Raw genomic sequence first — 20,373 nt, 5'->3', positions numbered from 1 at the left:
GACTCCTGAACTCCTGAACTCCTATAAATACCCGTGTTCTGCTAAAAATGCAGGTGTAACATCCTCTTGATGGTGTTTTTGACCCGGAGAGAGGAATTTTTCAACGTATTTACCGAGAATATCTCCTTCCAGATTCACATAACTGCCAGGAACTAAATAGTTGAGATTAGTTTCGGTATAGGTTACAGGAATCACTGCTACCGTAAAATGGGAGTGTTCGGGTTGATATGTGGCTATGGTGAGGCTGATGCCATTGACAGCGATGCTACCTTTGGGGACGATATAGCGATCGCACTCAGCTGATGCCGCAAAGGTCATTTCCCAAGAACTAGCTGTTTGTTCTACAGAAATTAATTCACCAATCCCGTCTACATGACCCATGACAAAATGACCGCCTACTTTACCCCCCACTCGCAGCGACGTTTCTATGTTGACATATCTGGCTTGGGTTTCTTCTCTTTCTAAAGTTGTGCGGCTTAGGGTTTCCGGTGAAGCAGTGGCAATAAAGCCGTCTTTTAAAATTTCTTCGACTGTCAGACATATGCCATCTACCGCCACACTATCGCCATAAGTCAAATCAGCCATAATTGTATCTGACTTGCTGACAAAAGTAATCTGCCAAAAATCGTTCTCTAAGGGTTTGATTGTACCTAATCCTTGAATTAATCCTGTAAACACGGTTTTTCTGCCAAACTAATTCTATTTATTGCTTAATTTTGGCGGAAATTAACTGATAATTCTGCCAAAAAATGTAAAAACTCTGAATATTATTTCTGGCATTTTTTTTTGGTAGATGAACATTAACACATTCACATCAATCTCAAGGCATACTTGGGTAAGACGATTATTCTTTTAGTAGAGCCATTTGATTTAGAGAACTCCACAAAAAAGATGTACTGCTTGCAGCAGCGCCAGTTCCCTCCGGGACGCTCCGCGTAGCTTGCTTTCCGTAGGATACGCTATCCAAGTTCACCAAATCAAAGCGACTTTTCTACCCCCTGATTCCTGCCCTCTGCCCCCTGCTGTCACAATGACGGGATATTTTTTTTAGTTGGAAGTCTCTTGCTCTGGTGTTCACTACAAGTTCGGAGTTTAATAGAAGCAATTATAGAGAAGAAAAGCCCTATGTTTACTTCGGTTTCAGAAAAACCCAATCAAGGGTATTATTTTTCACATAGCACTCAAGCACTTAAAGAATTTTTGAGGGTTAGCCAATGATTGAAATGAAAGTCGCTGGTATAGCATTAGATGCCATAACCCGCAGCCCGATTGTATTACTGAAAGATGGCTCAGATCGTCGGGCTTTACCAATTTATATCGGTCAAGAACAGGCCAGGGCTATTATGGGTGCTATGGAGCATCAAAAACCACCTAGACCCCTCACCCATGACCTAATTGTGAATATTTTGGAAGTCTGGAATATGACCTTAGAAAAGGTGATTATTCATTCTTTGCAAAAGGATACATTTTATGCTGCTTTGATTGTGCAGCAAGGTGAGGTCAAAAAAGAAATTGATGCTCGTCCTAGTGATGCGATCGCAATTGCCCTCCGTACAAATACTCCTATCTGGGTGATGGAAGAGGTGGTAGCTGATGCTTCTATCCCCGTTGATCGAGATGCTGATGAAGCTGAACAGCAAGCTTTCCGCGAATTTATTTCCAATCTTCGTCCTGAAGATTTAATTAAACGATTTGATAATAGTGACAGTTAATAAATAGTTAGGAGTTAGGAGTTAGGAGTCAGGAGTCAGGAGTCAGGAGTCAGGAGGAAGAATTAGAAGAAGAGAAGAAGAGTCTTGAATCTGGTCAAGTGATAGGTTTTTGGTAGTTTCAACGCTTATTACTTGCACCTGATTCACCTTTTTAACCTTCAAACTTTTGATATATCTAAGTTTTAGATTTATATGCCTAACGGCACGCTACGCGAACAGTTTATGCAATATCGACGTTTTGGTAAAACTAATTTACACCTCTCCGTTTTTTCTTTGGGAACAATGCGTTATTTGGATAACGTCGAAAATGCTCAAAAAATTATTGAAAAAGCTTTATTTTTGGGAATTAATCACATTGAAACAGCCAGAGGTTACGGTAAAAGCGAGGAGTATTTAGGTGCAGCAATCAAAGCTGGTTTATCAGTCCCCAGAAACCAACTATATATCACTACTAAAATTCCCCCTACTCCCGACGCTGACACAATGGGTCAGTATATTGATGAATCATTACAACGCTTGAATTTAGATTATCTTGATTGTTTGGGTATCCACGGTTTAAATACTCAAGAACATCTAGAATGGGTACAATCTAAAAACGGCTGTATGCAGTCTGTAAAAGCAGCAGTAAATGATGGCAGAGTTAAACACGTTGGTTTTTCTACCCACGCTTCATTAGATATAATTCTGGCAGCAATTAATACAGATTTGTTTGAATTTATTAATTTACATTATTATTATTTTTTCCAACGCAACGCTTCAGCTATTGATTTAGCTACAAAAAAAGATATGGGTGTTTTTATTATTTCTCCAGCAGATAAAGGAGGAAGACTTTATACACCAACCTCAACTTTAAAAGAACTCTGTCAACCATTTACACCTTTAGAATTAAACTATAGATTTTTGTTGAGTGACAACCGCATTACAACCTTGAGTTTAGGTGCGGCAACTCCAGAAGAATTAATTACACCTTTAGGATTTGCTGATGATGTTGGTGAGTTAACATCAGCAGAAATTAATGTTTTTAAAAAATTAGAAACTCAACAAAGAAAGATTTTAAATACTGATAAATGTAGTCAGTGTTATGCTTGTTTACCTTGTCCAGAAAATATCAATATTCCGGAAATTCTCAGATTGAGAAATTTGGCAGTAGCTTATGACATGAACGATTATGGAAAATATCGTTATGGAATGTTTGAAAATGCCGGTCATTGGTTTCCAGGAATGAAGGGAAATCGTTGTACAGAATGCGGTGATTGTTTGCCTAAATGTCCTGAAAATTTAGATATTCCAGCTTTGTTAGCAGATACCCATGAGAGATTAAATGGAAAAGCAGGGAGAAGATTGTGGGGTTAATATAGCGATCGCACAAAACAAAAATCTTGATCAGAATCGAAAGCTACCCATTTTTCGGTAGGATAACTCCCAGTTCGATCAACTGAAAACCTAAGTCATGACTACTTCCTCAGTTCCTATGAATTGGTCTATTTTGCTGCAACAATTATTAGACCGTCAATCATTATCCCGCACTCAAGCAGCAGGGTTGATGCAAGGATGGATAAATGAAACGATTCCCCCAGAGTTATCGGGAGCAATTTTAACGGCGTTGCACTTCAAAGGCGTTTCTGCTGAAGAATTAACAGGAATGGCTGAAGTATTAAAATCTCTCTCTGCTGTACCCAGTACTCAGCAATCGGTATTCGGTACTTTAATTGATACCTGTGGGACTGGTGGAGATGGGGCATCAACTTTTAATATTTCTACAGCGGTGGCTTTTGTGGCTGCTGCTGCTGGTGTACCCGTTGCGAAACACGGTAGTCGTTCTGCCTCTAGTTTGACGGGAAGTGCTGATGTTTTAGAAGCATTGGGTGTTAATTTGAATGCTACTAGTGACAAGGTGCAAGCAGCAGTGCAAGAGGTGGGAATAACCTTTTTATTTGCCCCCGGTTGGCATCCAGCACTAAAGGCGGTTGCACCGTTGCGGAGAAGTTTGAAGGTAAGGACTGTGTTTAATTTACTTGGTCCTTTGGTAAATCCCCTGCGTCCTACTGGACAGGTGATTGGGGTGTTTGATTCCCAACTGATAGAAACGATCGCTCAAGCATTAAATCAGTTGGGAACACAGCAGGCAATTGTACTGCATGGACGAGAAAAATTAGATGAAGCGGGCTTAGGGGATATTACTGATTTAGCAGTATTATCAGATGGTGAAGTACATTTAACCACTGTTAATCCCCAAGAGATCGGGATCTCACCTGCGCCAATAGCAGCCTTGAAGGGTGGAGATGTCCAAGAGAATGCCAAAATTCTCCAGGACGTATTGCAAGGAAAGGGAACTCAAGCACAACAGGATGCTGTGGCATTAAATGCTTCCTTAGCTTTACAAGTGGCTGGTGCAGTTCCTCTACTTAACCATGCTCAAGGTGTGAGTTTAGCTAGGGAAATTTTACAAAGCGGTAGCCCCTGGAAAAAGTTGGTACAGTTAATTGAATTCCTGCGGGATTAATTTCTGAGTGTTGTTGGGGACGGAATTCGACAACATTGCGTTTGATAGTAACGTCGTAGTTGCCAAAAAAGTCATGTCCTAGCAGTCCTGTTTCTAGTTCTACACCAGCGATCGCAACTGGAACTTTATTCACCGTCACCCCGCCAACTTCCATCGAATCCAGATAGCCAACCGGAAATTCCACAGATTTGGAACTGACGGTATTAGCCCTAGCTTTCCCCACTGGTACTATACCCAAAGCTTTTGCTACCTGTTGAGTAATCACAGTCCCACTCGCCCCTGTATCTACGATCATCTCAAATCGCTGTCTACCATTAAAAGTAACTTCCACAATGGGCGTGCCACCAAGTCGCCGCTTAATAGGTGCTATAAACACCTCGTTATTTTGGGCGAGGAGTTCCGATGAAGGGAAAATCGGCTGAGGTGGTGGTAGTGGTTGCACTTGTGTGGGGAAGGGAGTTGAGTAACGTTTTACTTTTGGTTGGGGAACAACAACAACAACCTTTTGCCTGGGTATAACTGGAGATGCTACGCTGCTAGGATTGGCTTTCTGTTTGGCCAATTGAACTTGACGTTGATATTCGGCAATTTGTCTTTGCGCGAAGGGAAAATTGGGGCTGTCTTGTCGTACCTGTTTCAAAAGAGCGATCGCATCCTGAAACTGACTCGCTACCAAATTCCAATCATCTGAAGATTGAGCAGATTTACTAATATTCAACCCTCCAGTAGCCTTATCCAGCGCCAATTCTAAAGCACTAGGTTCAGTCACTGACTCTTCTGTTCGCTGTGGTTTTGGGCTGGCTGGCAGCAGCATTGGCTTCCTGGTAGGCGGCTGTACAGCTGCCAAATTACCAATAGGCGCAGATTGCTTATCACCATCGGTCGCCGTTATCTGTTTGTTTTCACTACAAGCAACACTCACAACCGCTAGACTACCGGAGAGAAAAAGAAGGGCTGCACGGGATAAAAAAGACTCAAGCATAATGACTTTCAGGTTAACCGCCCTGGCTCTCTCCAAGTGTACCCCTCCCAAAGAAAAAGATGCTCTAGCTGGAATTATTTAATTTTTAATTAATTTCAGTAATCACCTGAACAAACATCTCTAATTTGTAGGTAATTTATTTTTTGGCCTTCCCTTGATACTCTCAAGTTTAAAAACCTAAAATTCTAAATCTCAAAGTTTTTGTCAATGATCATCAATTATTGACTAATGACCATTGACTAATGACTAAGTAACTAATACTTAACTTGCTACTGCTTCAACAGCAACAACTGGATAAACGCTCACCTTTTTCCGGGTTTTGCCCTTTCTTTCAAAAGTAACTACACCATCAACTAAAGCAAACAGAGTATCATCGTTGCCAATACCGACATTATTACCAGGGTGAATTTTAGTACCGCGCTGACGAATAAGAATGTTGCCCGCACGCACAACTTGACCACCAAAGCGTTTTACACCCAGACGTTGAGCATTAGAGTCACGACCGTTACGTGTACTACCCGTTCCTTTCTTATGAGCCATAATTTCCTCTTAATTTATTTACTTCTGTTTATTATTCAGCAGCAACAGCTTCTTCAGCAGGAGCGCTGTCCACAATATTGGGAGTTTCCGCAGTAGTTGGTGCTTCTTCATACACCAAAACCGCACCGTTGAGGTTAATGGAGTTAATCAAAAGTCTGGTTATTTCCTGGCGATGTCCGCGTTTTTTGCGGGTTTTCTTCTTCGGCTTCATTTTATAGACCAGGACTTTACGACCTCTAAAGTGTCGCATTACCGTCCCCTCTACAGTTGCACCTGCCACTAATGGCTGTCCAATAGAGACCTCACCCTCGTGCTGCACCAGTAATACTGCGTCTATTGTAACTTTTTCATCTGGTTCGATACTCAGCAGTTCAATATCGTAAAATCGACCCGCTTCGACTTTAATCTGTTTACCGCCAGTTTCAATAATTGCGTAAGTCATCGAGTTGTCCTTGAAGTTGCCGTACAGGTAGCTGGCTTTTATCTCCTGTAGAGACAATATTTGTAGCTTTTTATCGCTTTCGCCAGCTTTTTAAGAATGTCTACCTGATCCGAGCAGGAATTAGACAGACAATCTAAAACTGTACTGTAATCAATGCCATTAAGTCAAGAAACTTAATGATTAGAAATTTTGTCTGCAAAATTTGACCTCATCACCGGAATGGTGAAGTGTGCCTGTGTAGTTAACTCAGACACAGACAGAAAAAAATTTTTATACATCTGAGCAGCCGCTAGAGTTGCTCGGATTTTTTTTAGCTTCTATCATAGAATCTGATTCGGTTAAGATAAACCGTAGAGGCACTACAATACTGTTCGGTTAAGAATTTTTGTAGGTTGGGTTGAACAAAGTGAAACCCAACAAATGCCTGTAAATGTTGGGTTTCGTTCCTCAACCCAACCTACGGATTTTCGTTTTTTAGCCTTAACCGACAAGTATTGAGAGGCAATAAGGTTTATGAAAAGAATAGAAGTTGAACAAAGAACTATTTTTGTTGGTTTAGCTGGTAGTCACGGCTATGGCTTAAATCGTCCCGATTCAGATTATGACTATCGAGGAGTATTTATTGCTCCTAAACGTTACTATTTAGGATTCGATAGTATAGAACAAAAAGATACAGGTTGGGATGAACCAGGCATTTTTCCGTTTATAGATGGCAATCAAGATACAGTGATTTATGAACTAAGAAAAGTTTTGCATTTACTCGCAGGAGCAAATCCCAATGTTTTAGAATTACTCTGGTTGCCTACCTATCCTATGATTACAAAAATTGGCGAGCATTTAATTAACAACAGGCAAATATTTTTAAGTAAAAAAGTCAAACATACTTATTCTGGTTATGCTTTTGCTCAAATTAAAAAAATGGAAACCCATCGCAAGTGGTTGTTAAATCCACCAGCTAAGAAACCCATACCCTCTGATTTTGGCATAGAAGATGAAAACCCATTGAGCAAAGATGAGCTAAATGCTTTTTTGGAATATCTTTATATCTTAATTAGAGGAAAAATTGAATTTCTAGAAGAATCTGAACAATTATATAAATTACTGACAGCGGATGTTGATTTTAAAGGGTTATTGAAACAATATACCTTAGCAGATGAAGCTTTGGAATATACAAAAAATTTAACCAATAGCCGCAAAGATTTTATTCGGTTGCTGCAAAAAAGTCAAAGTTATCAAATCGCGTTAAGAGAATGGAAAGCTTATCTATCCTGGCAGGAAAATAGAAATCCGGCTAGAGCAGAAATGGAAAAAAATTCTGGTTATGACTTGAAACATGGGATGCACTGTATTAGACTACTACGTAGCGGCTTGGAAATATTACAGCAAGGAGAAGTAATTGTCGATAGAAAAATAGCTGGTGATGTTGATGATTTAAAAGCTATTCTCAGCGGAGATTATACCTATGATCAGTTAATGAAAATGGCTGAAAATTTAGTTACTCAAATGGATAGTTTTTATGACCAGTCAACTTTACCTCATAAACCTGATTTAGAGCAAATTAATGATTTGTGTATGGAATTAGTTGAAATGCAAGGTTGGCAATAGGGCATAGAGTAATAATATCTAAAAATATCTAAAAAGACAACGACTCTTTATCCTCTCCGCGTCTCTGCGCCTCTGCGTGATAGAAATCATCCTGCATTTATGCAACGCCCACTTGCAGTCTGCTGTATGTGTTCATTCTTCATTTAGGATTGCTATAGTTAAAAAATCTGCAATTAGCTCCTAACTATTGCCAATAATAATTTAAAATAAAAGTTTGTTCATGTCTTAAAATATCTACGATGAAAGAGTCATATTTTATCCAAAAAATCAGATTAATTCGCCAAAAAACGACAGAATACTGGCGTTTATTTAATCGCTGGTTTTTAAATACTCCAGAAAGAGCTATCTTAGAAGCTTATCAAGCTGCTCAAGCGATTCAAAATATTGAAATTGACCAATTTAGTGGCAAAAAAATTGCGCCTGAATCAGGGAAGTATAGTGAAAATGTGATGGCTTTCTGGCAAGGAAATCTGAATAGAAATTTAGCTATTATTAAAGTGAGATTAGCAGAATTTAAATTGGGACTTAAATTATTCAATACTACAGATGCAGATTTATTAGAAAAGCTTAAGTTTATTGATGAAGTCATATCTAAGTACAGCGTACAAAATGAAATAAATACCCCAGAACTACAAGTTAATTTCCAAACAGTTAAAAACGATGCAAATTTATCTGATCTAGATATTATTAAAGCACCATTCATTACTGAAAAAACTGGTGTATTACCGAGTTCAATTGGTAAAACAGTTAGTAAAATAACTAACGAATTTACACCAAAAGCGGAAGAAGAATTTGTCAAAAACTATCGGATTTCTAGAAATAGAACAAGAAGATCAATCAAATTTTTATTAATGCTGATTATTATACCGCTATTAACTCATCATTTTTCTAAACAACTATTAGTAATTCCTGTTGTGGAACACATTAGAGGTGAAAATACAGTGCAAATTTTTCTGAATTCAGAAATGGAAGAAAAAGCACTCCATGAATTAAATAATTTTGGAAAATTATTGAAATTTAAAAATCTATTACAACAAGCACCAGAAATTTCACCAGAAAAAATTGCAGCACAGGTTAAAAATAAAGCCTTTGAGGTAGCAGAAGATTTTCGCAATCAAAGCAGCAGTGCTATTAGTAATGTCTTTGCTGATTTAATATCACTAATTTCCTTTGCTATAGTTGTTGCTTTTAATAAAAAAAATATTATTTTTGTTCAGTCTTTTATAGATGAAATTGTCTACGGGTTAAGCGACAGTGCTAAGGCTTTTTTAATTATTTTGCTTACAGATATGTTCGTTGGTTTTCACTCACCACATGGATGGGAAATTCTTTTGGAAGGAATAGCTAAACATTTAGGTTTATCAGCAACTAGAAACGGAATTTTTCTTTTTATCGCTACATTTCCAGTAATTTTAAATACTATATTTAAATACTGGATATTCCGTTATCTCAGTCGCTTATCTCCTTCAGCATTAGCTACATTGAAAGACATGGATGAATGATATAGTTCGTATTGCAAATAAAAGTCTACATTCATACTTCACTGGGCGATTAGAAAGATGCCTCCGGCACACTGGCGCATAGCTTGCTTCCCGAAAGGTATGCGACTACACAGACAAAACCTACCTATTCCTAAATTCCCGTAAGGGATACGTGGGTTCAAAAGCCTTAATTTTCTATTAGTGAAATTTTTTCTAAATACAACACGCCCAAAGGAAAGGCTATAGCAATTTTATCCAGATATCAACAATTTTTCATGAATCCAGAGAAAGATTTAGTGCAAATTCTCAGATTTTCTGCTACTAATTGGGATTGGTAATTGCTTTTGCTGCCACAGACAAAAGTAATTAAGAATACAAAGGTATAATGCACTATTAAGCATTACCTTCAACATACAGATAAATTTAGAAATTTACTTCTTTTTAGGCTTATGAGTATCTTCTGCAATCGTAAATTCCAAATCACAGCAGGTATTGCTAGTTTCTTAATAGTTAGCTTGGTTCATCAACATCTATATGCACAACCAGAACCTCAGCAAAGCAATACATCTAACTTAAGCAGCATTCAGCCTGAAAAGAATATTAAAACTCAAGTTCTTCGGAATGAAACACTACCTATTAATTTAAGCAATCAGCCCATATCTGATTTAAATATTAGGCAAAAAAAACAAGCTACATCTATCTTCTATTCTGTGATTGATGAATGGAAAAAATATAAATATAGTGTAAATGGTAAACACGTTTTAAAACCAGGAAAGTTACCAACTACCAAAATTAATTTTAATCAGGCAGATTTACTAACGGTTCTCACTAATACGAGAAAATATTACCAAGATTATGCTCAAGTAGACCCAGATATTTCTCGAAACGGATTGTTATTAAGCCAAGGAGTTACAGTAGAAGACATTCTCAAAACCTTGGATTTTATGATTGTAGTCTTACAGGAGGATATTACTAATCATCGCCCTACTCGTTTAGAAGATCCAAATTTTATCAATGCTAACTTCCGAGTCATCAAATGGTCTGCTTATAATCCTGAACAACCCAAACAAAAACAACTGAGAATTACAAAATATGCCGTTTTTACTCATCCTGGTTCTCGGACAAAAACAGCTAAATATAATATACCAATTTATAGTTTAAAAGATAACTATGCCGCTGATAATTTCTACACTAAATACACCAAACAGGATATTTTAAAAGGTATTTATGAACCTGGTGGTAAAGAATTTGGTAAGGTTGAGCCTCTAGCATATTTAACCCGTGAAGGTTTAGAAGAAGCTTTGATGGAGGGAACAATCCTCATTAATTTTACAGATGGTTCCAAAGCATTTTTTAATGTAGATAGGAACAATGGCATATCTTATGTGAGAGGATTAAAAGCTACATCACAAAAGCGTTATTGGTATTTTAGAAAGGTTGATGAAATTAAAGGTTATGGACACAAGATAGATGCCAAAATATCTATCAAACCAGGTGTTACTTTTGCTGGTGATGTCTTGAATATTGGTCTTGGAAGAGTGATTGTGATGGAATATAATCAAGGTGGCAAAAAACGTCTACAAATGGGAGTACTTGCAGATACTGGTGGAGCGTTTTTACCCAATCTGGGACAACTCGATTTTTTAGCTGGTATTTTTGAGAATAAAAAAGATTTTGGGCAGCATATTCAGCAATTACCCTCCTATGCTACCGCATATATTTTGGTGAAGAAGTAGAAAGCTTCAAGCCAAATATTTACGCACGGGTTAACAGTTCTAAATTATGACCATCAATGTCATAAAAATAAAAACCACGCCCTCCATTTCTATGGTTAATCTGACCTTTATTTTTGTGCATAGGGTCGCTACTATATTCTAAACCTGCCTGTTTTACCCTTGAGAAAATAGTATCAAATTCCTCATCAGTGACATGGAAGGCATAGTGATGTGATTCAAAATCTTTTCTATCTGCAAAATCAAGGGTCAGCTTGTCGTTAACATGAACAGCCGCAAAGTGACTAATAGAAGATTCAACTTTTAGTCCAAATATTTCTGCAAAGAAACTTGCTGCGGCTTCTTTATTCTGTGCTGGTACTATGGTGTGATTGAGAGTAATGGTCATCTCATCCTCCGCTTTTGATTTGGATGGTAATAGCGTTTAAATCAAATATAGCGTTTTTGCGTTGGGTGCAATGTCAGGACTCAGCACTTTGCTAGACACGCAAAAAGCCCACGATAGCCTAAAAAATGCTACCCATGAGCTATATATATAAACTTATTTAGCTGACAATGACAAAGCAAATAACCTGCTGAGAGTTGGTAATACTAGAAATTTAGATAGACCAAGAATTATTATTCCTCCTCTTCCTCTTCGTCTTCATATTCCTCGAAGACTTCATCTATTAGTTCTTCTGCACGTTCATCGGAAATTTTCAATATTTCCTGAAGTTCAAAGAGATACTCTTGCTCTGCGTCGAGTGTTTCTTCGTCCATGCCTACAACTAAGAGCGCAGTGACGTATGCAATTTCACGGTAATCTTTATCTGGTAAAGATGCGATCGCACCAGCAATCAAATTTCCTACTTCTGTTTCTTTAATCACGGTGTTGACTTTTGTTGTCAACTTCTCAAAGTCTTTCTCAGCGTAATCTTCAAACATTCCAATACCATCAAACATTTCCGGTAATGGATATTCTTCGGTGGAAATAATCCCTTCACCATCAGCAGCGGCTGAAAAAAGTCCAATGATAGCAAGTGCTACTTCTGGTTCTAGCTTGACTGAAGTGCTGCTGGGGGTGTTGAGCAACTGACTTTTAGACATGATGATCCTTTGGATTGATCTAACTTATAAAGATTCCCAAATCATTGCAGAAAATCACAGAGACTGTTACTTTTTTTCATACATCTAGCCTATAGGGTGCAGGTGGAGAATTATCTATCACCTATGCCTATAGCTTGCGTGACGACGTAGGAGTCATACGGCAACCACCAACACCAATTCGGCACTAGGGGTTAAGCATAATGCTTAACCCCCACAGAGTCTAACTACAACTTATTTCCACATTCAGCGCAGAAATTATGACTGGGTGGGTTTTTTGTTCCACAGTGACTGCAAAAAACTGGCTCAATGACGGCTGTGGGTGTGGGCTTAGGTAAACCGAACATCTGGGCGTTACTTTTGCCAGGAGCTACCATTGGATAACAGTTTTCATCTCTGGTGACATGGACATTAACGATTACCGGGCCGTTATGCGCTAACATTTCTGCGATCTTATCGGATAATTGAGCGCGATCGCTAATCACCATCCCCTTGATCCCATAAGCTTTAGCCAAAAATTCAATATCTGGCATTCCTACTTCCATATTTGAGCAGGAATAACGCTCACCATAAAAGGCTTGTTGCCACTGACGCACCATTCCTTGCCAGCCATTATTTAAAATCACAGTTTTGACGTTTATGCCGTACTGTGCAAGGGTTCCCAATTCCTGTAAACACATTTGGAAACTAGCATCACCACTGATACAAATCACTTCTTCATCAGGGAATGCCACTTTTACACCCATAGCCGCAGGCACACCAAAACCCATTGTTCCTAAACCGGCGCTAGAAATCCAACGTCTGGGGCCATTCTTGAGGAATTGCGCTGCCCACATTTGATGTTGTCCCACATCTGTAGTGTAGAAAGCATGGGGGGCTTGACTACCAACTTCGACAATTACTTCTTGGGGGGAAATGCTGTCAGGATAATGAGGTACAACCAAAGGATAATCTTGTTTCCAACGGTTAATTAAATTTAACCATTCTTGATTTTGATGAGGTGGAATTTTGTTTGTTGAGTTTTGACATCGGCGTAACAAATCCGTGAGAACGTGCTTAACATCACCAACAATAGGGACTTCAGGCACACGGTTTTTACCTACTTCAGCCGGGTCAATGTCGATGTGAATAACCTTCGCATGGGAGGCAAATTCATCTAACTTACCTGTCACCCGGTCATCAAATCTAGCCCCGACACAAATCAGCAAATCGCAATCTGTCACCGCAAAGTTAGCGTAAGCGGTTCCGTGCATTCCCAACATTCCCAAGGAGAGGGGATGATGTTCATCAAATGCACCGATACCCATCAAAGTTGTAGTGACGGGGATATTAAATAATTCTGCCAGTTGTTTGACTTCTGCGTGGGCATTAGATGCGATCGCACCACCACCAACATACAACAACGGTCGGCGACTTTCTCTAATCAACTGAATCGCCCCATTAATCTGTCGGGGATTGCCTTTCACAGTAGGACGATAGCCAGGTAACTTCACCGTACCTGGTTCTACAGGCACATAATCAAATTCTTCTAAAGCCACGTCTTTGGGGACATCGATCAAAACAGGCCCCGGTCTACCAGTACTAGCGATGTGGAACGCTTCCGCCACGATTCGTGCCATATCCTTCGGGTCACGCACTACATAAGAATGCTTGACAATGGGCAGAGTGATTCCATAAATATCTGTTTCTTGGAAAGCATCTGTGCCAATATAAGCCCGTGCTACTTGTCCTGTCACCACAATCATGGGAATGGAATCCATGTAGGCTGTAGCAATGCCTGTAACTAGGTTTGTTGCCCCTGGTCCAGAAGTACCAAAACATATTCCCACTTTACCAGTCGCACGGGCATAACCATCAGCGGCATGGGAAGCGCCTTGTTCGTGTCTAACGAGGATATGTTTAACTCGGCCAGTTTCTTCTACTTTATACAGGTCATCATAAATCGGTAAAATTGCTCCACCGGGATAACCAAAAATATACTCAACGCCATGACGGACGAGACTATCTAACAAAGCAAAACCGCCAGATGCCCGTTTTGGAGTGACAACTGACGAATTAGAGATGGGGGATTGCTTGTGATTTTCCGATTGTGGCAGACTGATTTGAGAAGGCGATTCTCCTGCGGAGATACTTTGTGAACGCACGGTTAACCTCAAAATATAGCTAAAATTAACGCTTAAATTCTGTATTTAAAATTTCATTCTAATTTAAAAATTCCAGAAAATGCTGAGATAATCTCCATCTATGAGCATAAGACTGGATTATGATTCTACAATCTTTAAATCACATCTTGCAAGACTCGGCGAGTATTTTTCCAAGCCCAAACACCAATCAGCGCAACTACAAAACTCATAACCATTAGCACAACTCGCAATCCTAAAATATCAGTTAATGGGCCAGTGATAGCTAAAGGTAGGGAAAGCGCAATATTCACAACATGGTTTTGAAAGCCAAAAACCTTACCGTGCATAGTTGGTGGTGTTTGCTGTTGAATCAAAGTTTGCATTGGTACGCCAATCAGAGACGCACCTATACCTAACAATGCACAAAGTCCCAGTGCCAGGATGAGGCTGTGGGTAAAAGTAACCACCCCTAAAACCAAGGCCATCATCAAAAATCCAATCAAGGGTAGAGGTTTGTGATGTAATTTATCACTCCAATGACCCAAAATACCTGCTCCTATCACCATCCCGACTCCAGCAGCAGCTAAGAAGAAACCAAACTGTTTTTCCTTTAAGCCAAAGTCTGCGGCTAATCTAATCGTTAGTACTGTTAACGCTGCAAATACGCAATACAAGGTCATTAGTTGCAGCATAGCATTCAAAACTAGACGGTTTTTCTTGATGTAGCGCAAACTATCTGTAAATTCATTCCAAACATGAGTTCCCGCCAAATGCGCCTCAATTGCTTGATGTTCTTTAAAATTGATAGGCTGCATAATTGCAGCAGATAGTAAATATAATGCCCCAACGACAATTTCCTGACCAAAGTTTTTTCCTAGATAGCTTTTGGCCAAACTTAATATTGGTTCACCTATCGCAAAGCCAACAATTAAAGCACCCATCATAGTAGTACTAAATAGGGCATTGGCAGCCAGTAAATTCTCTCGTTCTACCAATTGAGGAATTGCGGCTTGCTCCGCTGGTGCAAAAAACTGTGTTACACAAGAAATGGCAAAAGTGAGAATTAACAAAATCAGGAATTCTCTGGGCAAAAAGGGAATCAATAATGTTAAAAGCCCTCGCACCACATCCGAGCCAACCATAACCAACTTTTTTGGTAGGCGGTCAACAAGAATACCACCAGCAGAACCGAACAAAATTGCTGGAATTGTAAATGCCACCATGAGAGTTGAGTACATCGAGTTTTCCGCTAACCCCGGTGGCGGTGGGTAGTTCTCCAGCAAGGCAATCATCAAGACAAAAAATACCTTATCTGCCAACTGAGAAACTAGTTGTCCAATCCACAGGAGCATAAAACCCCTGTTTTTTAACAGTGTGCCAAAGCCGTGATTAACAGCAGTAGGTTCAGTGGGAAACATTAACTATGTGTAGGAATATAAACTATGGTAGATGAAGTAAAGGGCAGCAGGATCAGCAAAAATATTGATTTATTTCTATTGTCCTTACTAATTCTCACTCCTGGTTGCTAACTTTGTCGTCCGGACTCTTCTCTTCGTAACTTTTTAACAACAAATGCAAAAATTCAGCAGCATTTAGGTAATTTTGGGGTAAAGACAAACCTATTGACCGGTCTACCCATTTGCCTTGTACTGTTTGGGGGGAGTGCCACATTGATAAATGGTCAACTGCTGGTTCAGCGTAGAAATTATCTTCCCCAGTACCTAAAATAGCAGAACTCCAATGGGTGAAATAATCATGACTCATTCGATGAATTGGAAAATTACCCCATAGTGGCACGCCCCATCCATCTATGGCAATAAAGGCTTTGACTGTACCGCCCAACATTTGCCACTTTGTCGCCGCAATAATGGCACCAACCACACCAGCACTATAGCTGATAAATATAACAGGGGATTTTAACTTATCATGCCAGAGGTCATCTTTGGTTTGTTGTAAGCGGACTGACAAGTTAGTGCGATCGCACAAAAACTGTAAAATATGAAATGCTGATAAAGCTAAAATACCCTGCCCTGGGAAAACTAGTATTTTCTCTGCATTGAGAATATCCAGCGTCATCAAGTCACTAGGCGCTAAATTTAATAATCCTCTGATAAAGCTTTCCGTTAATTCTGGTGCATGGATTCCAGGACAAATAATAATGATGCTCATAACCAGAGAAGGCAGATGTTTTATGCCTATCCTATCCCCCTGGGTAGGATATTATGCTACAAATAAGATGAACGATCTAGTATTTTCCTAGTTCGCTATTTCCATTTTGGTTATATTGAGGATTTAATTGTGGTTGCAACTCCAGAAAAACTGCAACATACCCACGAGCATCTACCCAGCCAAGACCGTGTAGCCGTGTTACTTATGGGCTATGGCGAAGTCGAAAGCTACGAAGATTTTGCTAACTATAACGAACAAGCTTTAAATCTACTTACAGCAAAATTCGCTCCCGTTCCCACCTGGATTTATCCCCCCCTAGCAAAACTGTTGGCGTTATTTGATCGTCATGAATGGGGACATACTCACCACGATTTTATCTCCCCACACAATGCCATCTTTGAACAGCAACGCGCTGGTATTGAACACGAATTACAACACAAATGGGGCAGTGGTGTCCAAGTTTTCAAAGCCTTTAACTTTTGCGCTCCTTTTCTGCCAAATCAAGTTTTAGCCGAAATTAAAAAGCAAGGCTTTAGCAAAATTCTCATTTACCCACTCTTAGTAGTAGATTCCATCTTTACTAGTGGTATTGCCATTGAGCAAGTTAACAATGCTCTGGTTGAATTAGCTGATGGTGATGAACACTGGGTAAAAGCACAAAGATATATTCCTTCCTTTTACAACGAACCGGAATATATTCATTTATTGGCGCATTTGGTTGAAGAGAAAATTCAAGCTAATCTAGCATCAGCTTACCTACCTTCCCAAATCGGTATTGTGTTGATGAATCACGGTTGTCCTCACAAAGCCAAAGGATTCACATCAGGAATTGATGAAAGTCAAGCGCTTTACGAATTGGTCAGAAATGAGTTAATTAACAGATATCCTTTAATTTCTGTAGGTTGGCTCAACCACGACACACCGCTAATTGAATGGACTCAGCCAAATGCTACCCAAGCAGCCCAAAATCTAATTTTATTGGGTGCAAAGGTAATCATCTTCATGCCTATTGGCTTTGCTACAGAAAACCATGAAACACTGTTAGATGTTCATCACATCATTCATGATTTAGAAAAACAGTATTCTGGTGTTGATTATTTACAAATGGCTTGTGTAAATGATCATCCTCAATTTTTAGCAATGGCTGCTGAATGGGCAAATACTCATATTGCCACATTAATGGAAGCGGAAGGTACGGAAGTCAATCGTGAATTGGCAATAACTCACCATCATCATCACCATTAAACATCTCTGACAAAAAATAAATCATCCAATTTATTAGTGATGTAACAAGCAGGTAGGGGTTTAGCAGTGCTAAACCCCTACATTTATGATTTCTCGTTCCCATACTCTGTATGGGAATGAATTATAGAAGGCTCTACCTTCGTTTTGTGATAGAATTCCTGGTCGGAGACTGGAAACGAGATATGTTAAGGATTAGCTCGTGTTTCTTGTCTCAAGTTTGGATGTTAATCTGGAACTATACTGCAAACGGGTCAAACTTGAACTTATGTCATACTGACCGTAACGTAGTGCAGGGAAGTATCTCGGAGATTCTAGAGCCTACGGCACGCTACGCGAACACTTCGTTCAGAATGACACTTTTAACCCGTTTTTAGTATAACTACAAGACAAGTACCAGTTTCAGGAGGGAATGATGACACAAGCTAATGTATCTCCAGCTATGGCTGTGAATATCCCTACTACAATAACGTTGAAAATCTCCCATGAGCAGTTTGTTGATTTAGCACTTGCTAACCGAGATTTACAATTAGAACGAACTGCTACAGGAGAGTTAATTATTATGCCACCAACGGGAAGCGATACTGGAAACAAAAACCTGGATATGGAAGGCCAGCTTTGGTTGTGGAACCGTCAAACCAAATTGGGTAAAGCATTTAACTCTTCAACTGGTTTTCATCTTCCTAATGGTGCTGACCGCTCTCCTGATGCTTCTTGGGTACGTCAAGAAAGATGGGATGCTCTCAGTTTAGAACAGCAGGAAACTTTTGCACCTATTTGTCCTGATTTTGTGTTGGAATTACGTTCTAAAACTGATTCTCTCGAAAAGTTGCAAGCCAAAATGAGAGAATATATAGAAAATGGTGCTTGTTTAGGTTGGTTGATTGACCGCAAAAATCAACGAGTAGAAATTTATCGTCCAGGTAAAGATGTGGAAATTTTGGATCATCCTGTAACTTTGTCTGGGGAAGATATTTTACCTGGGTTTGTGTTGGATTTAACCGAAGTTTGGAGTTGAAAATATAATGATACAGCCAGTTATTTTAGAAAAATTAGAAGAACTCCCTGAGTCTCTTCAGACAGAGGTACTTCATTACATTGAATTTTTGATAGATAAGCACGCTAAAGACTCTACCCAAGAAGAACCGACAAAGAAGCGTCGTGTTGCTGGAACAATGAAGGGAATATTTGTTTTACCACTACCGGAAGATTTTGATGAGCCACTTGAATTGGATGGTGTTTTGACAGAATTAAGAACAGGAGAAAATGATAAAAATGGTTAGACTACCAGCTATTTTTGAATCGTTAATTGAAGGAATTACATTTTTAAGTTTATAAGAAAAATATAAGCTTTTAAAAATTATAAAAGAGCAGGTGTTGGAAGCAGAAGACGATTGAATAGAGCAACATTAACAGATTTTTAATACTAGAAAATAAAGTTTATGTCCAGTAGTTATAATTCGGCAGCGATAGATTTTGAAATTAACTTGATTAAAAGTGAAGCTAATTTTTATTTTGAATTCATATTCCGCTTGATAAAACAAAAATCAGCACCTATACTGATTTTTGAAATTTTGCCATACCTCTCACTTTTTATAGTCGAATCATCTAATTATATTCAAAATGCTTTCCCAAATTACGCCAAAGAAATATCACTTGAATATGAGCAAATAATATGTAATTCTCGTATGAGAATAAAGTTTTTTGATGATACAATCAATCAAGTTAGTGGTGTGTTTGAATTTGGTTAGTCAAGAAATTGGACAATATTGTGGGCGTATAAATACATATCCTGAAATGGTTGAACTGGCCTGTAAAGTCAAATCACTTTGAAAAGTGGTAAAGTGCGATCGCTCATTTTTGGCTCTTTCGTACATAGCCACCAATAGCAATGGTTGTTTGATCTCCTCGCAATTCTTCCTAAAAGAGCCGCACCCTTTTTATTTGGAAGTCCTGGATGTTTTAAAAGCGATTTTCACTCTCAACCTGTAGGGTGGGTTAAGCGCATTTATGCTAAAATGCGATCACCGTACTCTGTAAGGAGTTTTCTGTATGGCTAACGTTACTTACGACGAAATTTTTGGAGCAGTATTAACCTTACCTCCTCTATACAGAGCGATGCTTGCTGAACATCTTCTCAAAAGTCTTGATGAAATTAATCCTGAAGTTGAAGCTGCTTGGGAAACAGAAATTGCAAATCGCATACAGGCAATAGATGAAGGTGAAATCGCGTTAATTCCAGCCGATGAAGTATTACAAAGACTAAGGAATCGGTGATGTTAATTGAATTTGATCCTTATGCACAAATAGAACTTGAAGAAGCGACTTTATATTACGATAACATTAGTTCTAAACTTGGCAATACTTTTCTTGATGCGGTGGAAAGAACACTTAACCGCATAGTTAATTTTCCCGATGCTTGGACACCAATGATCCAAAATGCTAGACGTTGCCATATTGATGGATTTCCTTATGGCATTGTGTACAGAGTTTATGGTGAAAAAATTCAAATTTTAGCTGTAATGCACCTTCAACGAAAGCCAAATTATTGGATAGATAGAAAAATTGAGAAATGAGTTTAGTTGATTATTAGCGTGTAGAGTGAGCATTACCCACCCTACATTATTATAAATTATTACTTCCGATTGCCCAACCATTTAGCTGCGACAATGGGATTACTGAGAAACTTGATAATTCCCGGTTGTTCCAATACTGCTCGGTTAAGGCTCAAAAGTTATTATATGGTAGGTTGGGTTGA

The 20,373-nt window shown here is 39.0% G+C and carries 21 protein-coding genes; 12 read left to right on the top strand and 9 right to left on the bottom strand.

The window, feature by feature from the left end; translation table 11 throughout:
• Positions 1-21: 21 nt before the first annotated feature.
• Positions 22-678 carry a riboflavin synthase gene (locus tag VB713_RS23845; RefSeq protein ID WP_323313984.1) on the bottom strand — a complete coding sequence of 219 codons (657 nt, stop codon included), beginning with the start codon at positions 676-678 and terminating at the stop codon, positions 22-24.
• A gap of 536 nt (positions 679-1,214) precedes the next feature.
• On the opposite strand from VB713_RS23845, the gene VB713_RS23840 reads away from it, so the two are divergent.
• From VB713_RS23840 to trpD, 3 genes are all read left to right on the top strand, one after another.
• Entirely contained in the window at positions 1,215-1,712 is a 498-nt protein-coding gene (locus VB713_RS23840) for a bifunctional nuclease family protein (RefSeq protein WP_015213953.1), read from the top strand.
• A gap of 222 nt (positions 1,713-1,934) precedes the next feature.
• Positions 1,935-3,065, top strand: a complete 1,131-nt coding sequence (locus VB713_RS23835) for an aldo/keto reductase (RefSeq protein ID WP_323314008.1) — start codon at positions 1,935-1,937, stop codon at positions 3,063-3,065.
• Positions 3,066-3,162: 97 nt separating this feature from the next.
• The gene (trpD, locus tag VB713_RS23830) at positions 3,163-4,215 is read left to right on the top strand and encodes an anthranilate phosphoribosyltransferase (RefSeq protein WP_323313983.1); all 1,053 of its coding nucleotides are present in this window, start codon (positions 3,163-3,165) and stop codon (positions 4,213-4,215) included.
• Here the strand turns inward: trpD and VB713_RS23825 are convergent.
• From VB713_RS23825 to rplU, 3 genes are all read right to left on the bottom strand, one after another.
• Positions 4,145-5,197: a retropepsin-like aspartic protease gene (locus VB713_RS23825; protein ID WP_323313982.1), complete on the bottom strand. Its 1,053-nt coding sequence runs from the start codon at positions 5,195-5,197 to the stop codon at positions 4,145-4,147. The two genes, trpD and VB713_RS23825, sit on opposite strands and share 71 nt — an antisense overlap.
• Before the next feature lie 261 nt (positions 5,198-5,458).
• Positions 5,459-5,737, bottom strand: a complete 279-nt coding sequence (gene rpmA, locus VB713_RS23820; RefSeq protein WP_323313981.1) for a 50S ribosomal protein L27 — start codon at positions 5,735-5,737, stop codon at positions 5,459-5,461.
• Positions 5,738-5,768: 31 nt separating this feature from the next.
• Complete coding sequence (gene rplU / locus VB713_RS23815; protein ID WP_323313980.1) at positions 5,769-6,179, bottom strand: 50S ribosomal protein L21; 411 nt, start codon at positions 6,177-6,179, stop codon at positions 5,769-5,771.
• 513 nt (positions 6,180-6,692) lie between these two features.
• Between rplU and VB713_RS23810 the strand changes: the two genes are divergently transcribed.
• The 3 genes from VB713_RS23810 (at position 6,693) to VB713_RS23800 (ending at position 11,001) form a co-directional block, all read left to right on the top strand.
• A complete protein-coding gene (locus VB713_RS23810) occupies positions 6,693-7,784 on the top strand; it encodes a DNA polymerase beta superfamily protein (protein ID WP_323313979.1) in 1,092 nt (363 codons plus the stop codon).
• 239 nt (positions 7,785-8,023) lie between these two features.
• Positions 8,024-9,286: a proton extrusion protein PcxA gene (locus tag VB713_RS23805; protein WP_323313978.1), complete on the top strand. Its 1,263-nt coding sequence runs from the start codon at positions 8,024-8,026 to the stop codon at positions 9,284-9,286.
• A gap of 428 nt (positions 9,287-9,714) precedes the next feature.
• The gene (locus VB713_RS23800) at positions 9,715-11,001 is read left to right on the top strand and encodes a hypothetical protein (RefSeq protein WP_323313977.1); all 1,287 of its coding nucleotides are present in this window, start codon (positions 9,715-9,717) and stop codon (positions 10,999-11,001) included.
• 19 nt (positions 11,002-11,020) lie between these two features.
• Here VB713_RS23800 and VB713_RS23795 read toward each other — a convergent pair whose 3' ends face one another.
• The 5 genes from VB713_RS23795 to VB713_RS23775 form a co-directional block, all read right to left on the bottom strand.
• Positions 11,021-11,386 (bottom strand): VOC family protein, encoded by a 366-nt coding sequence (locus VB713_RS23795; RefSeq protein WP_323313976.1) that lies wholly within the window; start codon positions 11,384-11,386, stop codon positions 11,021-11,023.
• Positions 11,387-11,616: 230 nt separating this feature from the next.
• The gene (locus tag VB713_RS23790) at positions 11,617-12,084 is read right to left on the bottom strand and encodes a hypothetical protein (protein ID WP_323313975.1); all 468 of its coding nucleotides are present in this window, start codon (positions 12,082-12,084) and stop codon (positions 11,617-11,619) included.
• Positions 12,085-12,308: 224 nt separating this feature from the next.
• Complete coding sequence (gene ilvB, locus VB713_RS23785; protein WP_323313974.1) at positions 12,309-14,225, bottom strand: biosynthetic-type acetolactate synthase large subunit; 1,917 nt, start codon at positions 14,223-14,225, stop codon at positions 12,309-12,311.
• Between the two features lie 134 nt (positions 14,226-14,359).
• Entirely contained in the window at positions 14,360-15,622 is a 1,263-nt protein-coding gene (locus VB713_RS23780) for an MFS transporter (RefSeq protein ID WP_323313973.1), read from the bottom strand.
• A gap of 94 nt (positions 15,623-15,716) precedes the next feature.
• On the bottom strand, positions 15,717-16,373 hold the full coding sequence (locus VB713_RS23775) for a hypothetical protein (RefSeq protein WP_323313972.1): 657 nt from the start codon (positions 16,371-16,373) through the stop codon (positions 15,717-15,719).
• A gap of 129 nt (positions 16,374-16,502) precedes the next feature.
• Between VB713_RS23775 and VB713_RS23770 the strand changes: the two genes are divergently transcribed.
• From VB713_RS23770 to VB713_RS23745, 6 genes are all read left to right on the top strand, one after another.
• Positions 16,503-17,618, top strand: a complete 1,116-nt coding sequence (locus tag VB713_RS23770) for a ferrochelatase (protein ID WP_323313971.1) — start codon at positions 16,503-16,505, stop codon at positions 17,616-17,618.
• A gap of 412 nt (positions 17,619-18,030) precedes the next feature.
• Positions 18,031-18,633: a Uma2 family endonuclease gene (locus tag VB713_RS23765; protein ID WP_323314007.1), complete on the top strand. Its 603-nt coding sequence runs from the start codon at positions 18,031-18,033 to the stop codon at positions 18,631-18,633.
• A 7-nt stretch (positions 18,634-18,640) separates the two neighbouring features.
• Positions 18,641-18,898: a DUF2281 domain-containing protein gene (locus VB713_RS23760; RefSeq protein ID WP_323313970.1), complete on the top strand. Its 258-nt coding sequence runs from the start codon at positions 18,641-18,643 to the stop codon at positions 18,896-18,898.
• Between the two features lie 159 nt (positions 18,899-19,057).
• Complete coding sequence (locus VB713_RS23755) at positions 19,058-19,366, top strand: hypothetical protein (RefSeq protein ID WP_323313969.1); 309 nt, start codon at positions 19,058-19,060, stop codon at positions 19,364-19,366.
• 301 nt (positions 19,367-19,667) lie between these two features.
• The gene (locus VB713_RS23750; protein ID WP_323313968.1) at positions 19,668-19,892 is read left to right on the top strand and encodes an addiction module protein; all 225 of its coding nucleotides are present in this window, start codon (positions 19,668-19,670) and stop codon (positions 19,890-19,892) included.
• The gene (locus VB713_RS23745) at positions 19,892-20,191 is read left to right on the top strand and encodes a type II toxin-antitoxin system RelE/ParE family toxin (RefSeq protein ID WP_323314006.1); all 300 of its coding nucleotides are present in this window, start codon (positions 19,892-19,894) and stop codon (positions 20,189-20,191) included. The genes VB713_RS23750 and VB713_RS23745 overlap by 1 nt, the downstream gene beginning before the upstream one ends.
• Positions 20,192-20,373: the final 182 nt, after the last annotated feature.

It is taken from the genome of Anabaena cylindrica UHCC 0172, from assembly GCF_034931625.1.
Classification (GTDB): Bacteria; Cyanobacteriota; Cyanobacteriia; order Cyanobacteriales; family Nostocaceae; genus Anabaena; species Anabaena cylindrica_A.
Note: the sequence above shows the minus strand (reverse complement) of the source record. Positions and strands in the feature narration are given on the sequence as shown.

What these genes read in the sequence shown, in the direction of transcription:
- VB713_RS23790 (WP_323313975.1), bottom strand. Translation starts at nt 12,084, where the DNA reads ATGTCTAAAAGTCAGTTGCTCAACACCCCCAGCAGCACTTCAGTCAAG.
- rplU (WP_323313980.1), bottom strand. Translation starts at nt 6,179, where the DNA reads ATGACTTACGCAATTATTGAAACTGGCGGTAAACAGATTAAAGTCGAA.
- VB713_RS23800 (WP_323313977.1), top strand. Translation starts at nt 9,715, where the DNA reads ATGAGTATCTTCTGCAATCGTAAATTCCAAATCACAGCAGGTATTGCT.
- VB713_RS23755 (WP_323313969.1), top strand. Translation starts at nt 19,058, where the DNA reads ATGTCCAGTAGTTATAATTCGGCAGCGATAGATTTTGAAATTAACTTG.
- VB713_RS23750 (WP_323313968.1), top strand. Translation starts at nt 19,668, where the DNA reads ATGGCTAACGTTACTTACGACGAAATTTTTGGAGCAGTATTAACCTTA.
- rpmA (WP_323313981.1), bottom strand. Translation starts at nt 5,737, where the DNA reads ATGGCTCATAAGAAAGGAACGGGTAGTACACGTAACGGTCGTGACTCT.
- VB713_RS23805 (WP_323313978.1), top strand. Translation starts at nt 8,024, where the DNA reads ATGAAAGAGTCATATTTTATCCAAAAAATCAGATTAATTCGCCAAAAA.
- VB713_RS23765 (WP_323314007.1), top strand. Translation starts at nt 18,031, where the DNA reads ATGACACAAGCTAATGTATCTCCAGCTATGGCTGTGAATATCCCTACT.
- VB713_RS23780 (WP_323313973.1), bottom strand. Translation starts at nt 15,622, where the DNA reads ATGTTTCCCACTGAACCTACTGCTGTTAATCACGGCTTTGGCACACTG.
- VB713_RS23840 (WP_015213953.1), top strand. Translation starts at nt 1,215, where the DNA reads ATGATTGAAATGAAAGTCGCTGGTATAGCATTAGATGCCATAACCCGC.
- VB713_RS23760 (WP_323313970.1), top strand. Translation starts at nt 18,641, where the DNA reads ATGATACAGCCAGTTATTTTAGAAAAATTAGAAGAACTCCCTGAGTCT.
- VB713_RS23745 (WP_323314006.1), top strand. Translation starts at nt 19,892, where the DNA reads ATGTTAATTGAATTTGATCCTTATGCACAAATAGAACTTGAAGAAGCG.
- VB713_RS23835 (WP_323314008.1), top strand. Translation starts at nt 1,935, where the DNA reads ATGCAATATCGACGTTTTGGTAAAACTAATTTACACCTCTCCGTTTTT.
- trpD (WP_323313983.1), top strand. Translation starts at nt 3,163, where the DNA reads ATGACTACTTCCTCAGTTCCTATGAATTGGTCTATTTTGCTGCAACAA.
- VB713_RS23810 (WP_323313979.1), top strand. Translation starts at nt 6,693, where the DNA reads ATGAAAAGAATAGAAGTTGAACAAAGAACTATTTTTGTTGGTTTAGCT.
- VB713_RS23795 (WP_323313976.1), bottom strand. Translation starts at nt 11,386, where the DNA reads ATGACCATTACTCTCAATCACACCATAGTACCAGCACAGAATAAAGAA.
- VB713_RS23775 (WP_323313972.1), bottom strand. Translation starts at nt 16,373, where the DNA reads ATGAGCATCATTATTATTTGTCCTGGAATCCATGCACCAGAATTAACG.
- VB713_RS23825 (WP_323313982.1), bottom strand. Translation starts at nt 5,197, where the DNA reads ATGCTTGAGTCTTTTTTATCCCGTGCAGCCCTTCTTTTTCTCTCCGGT.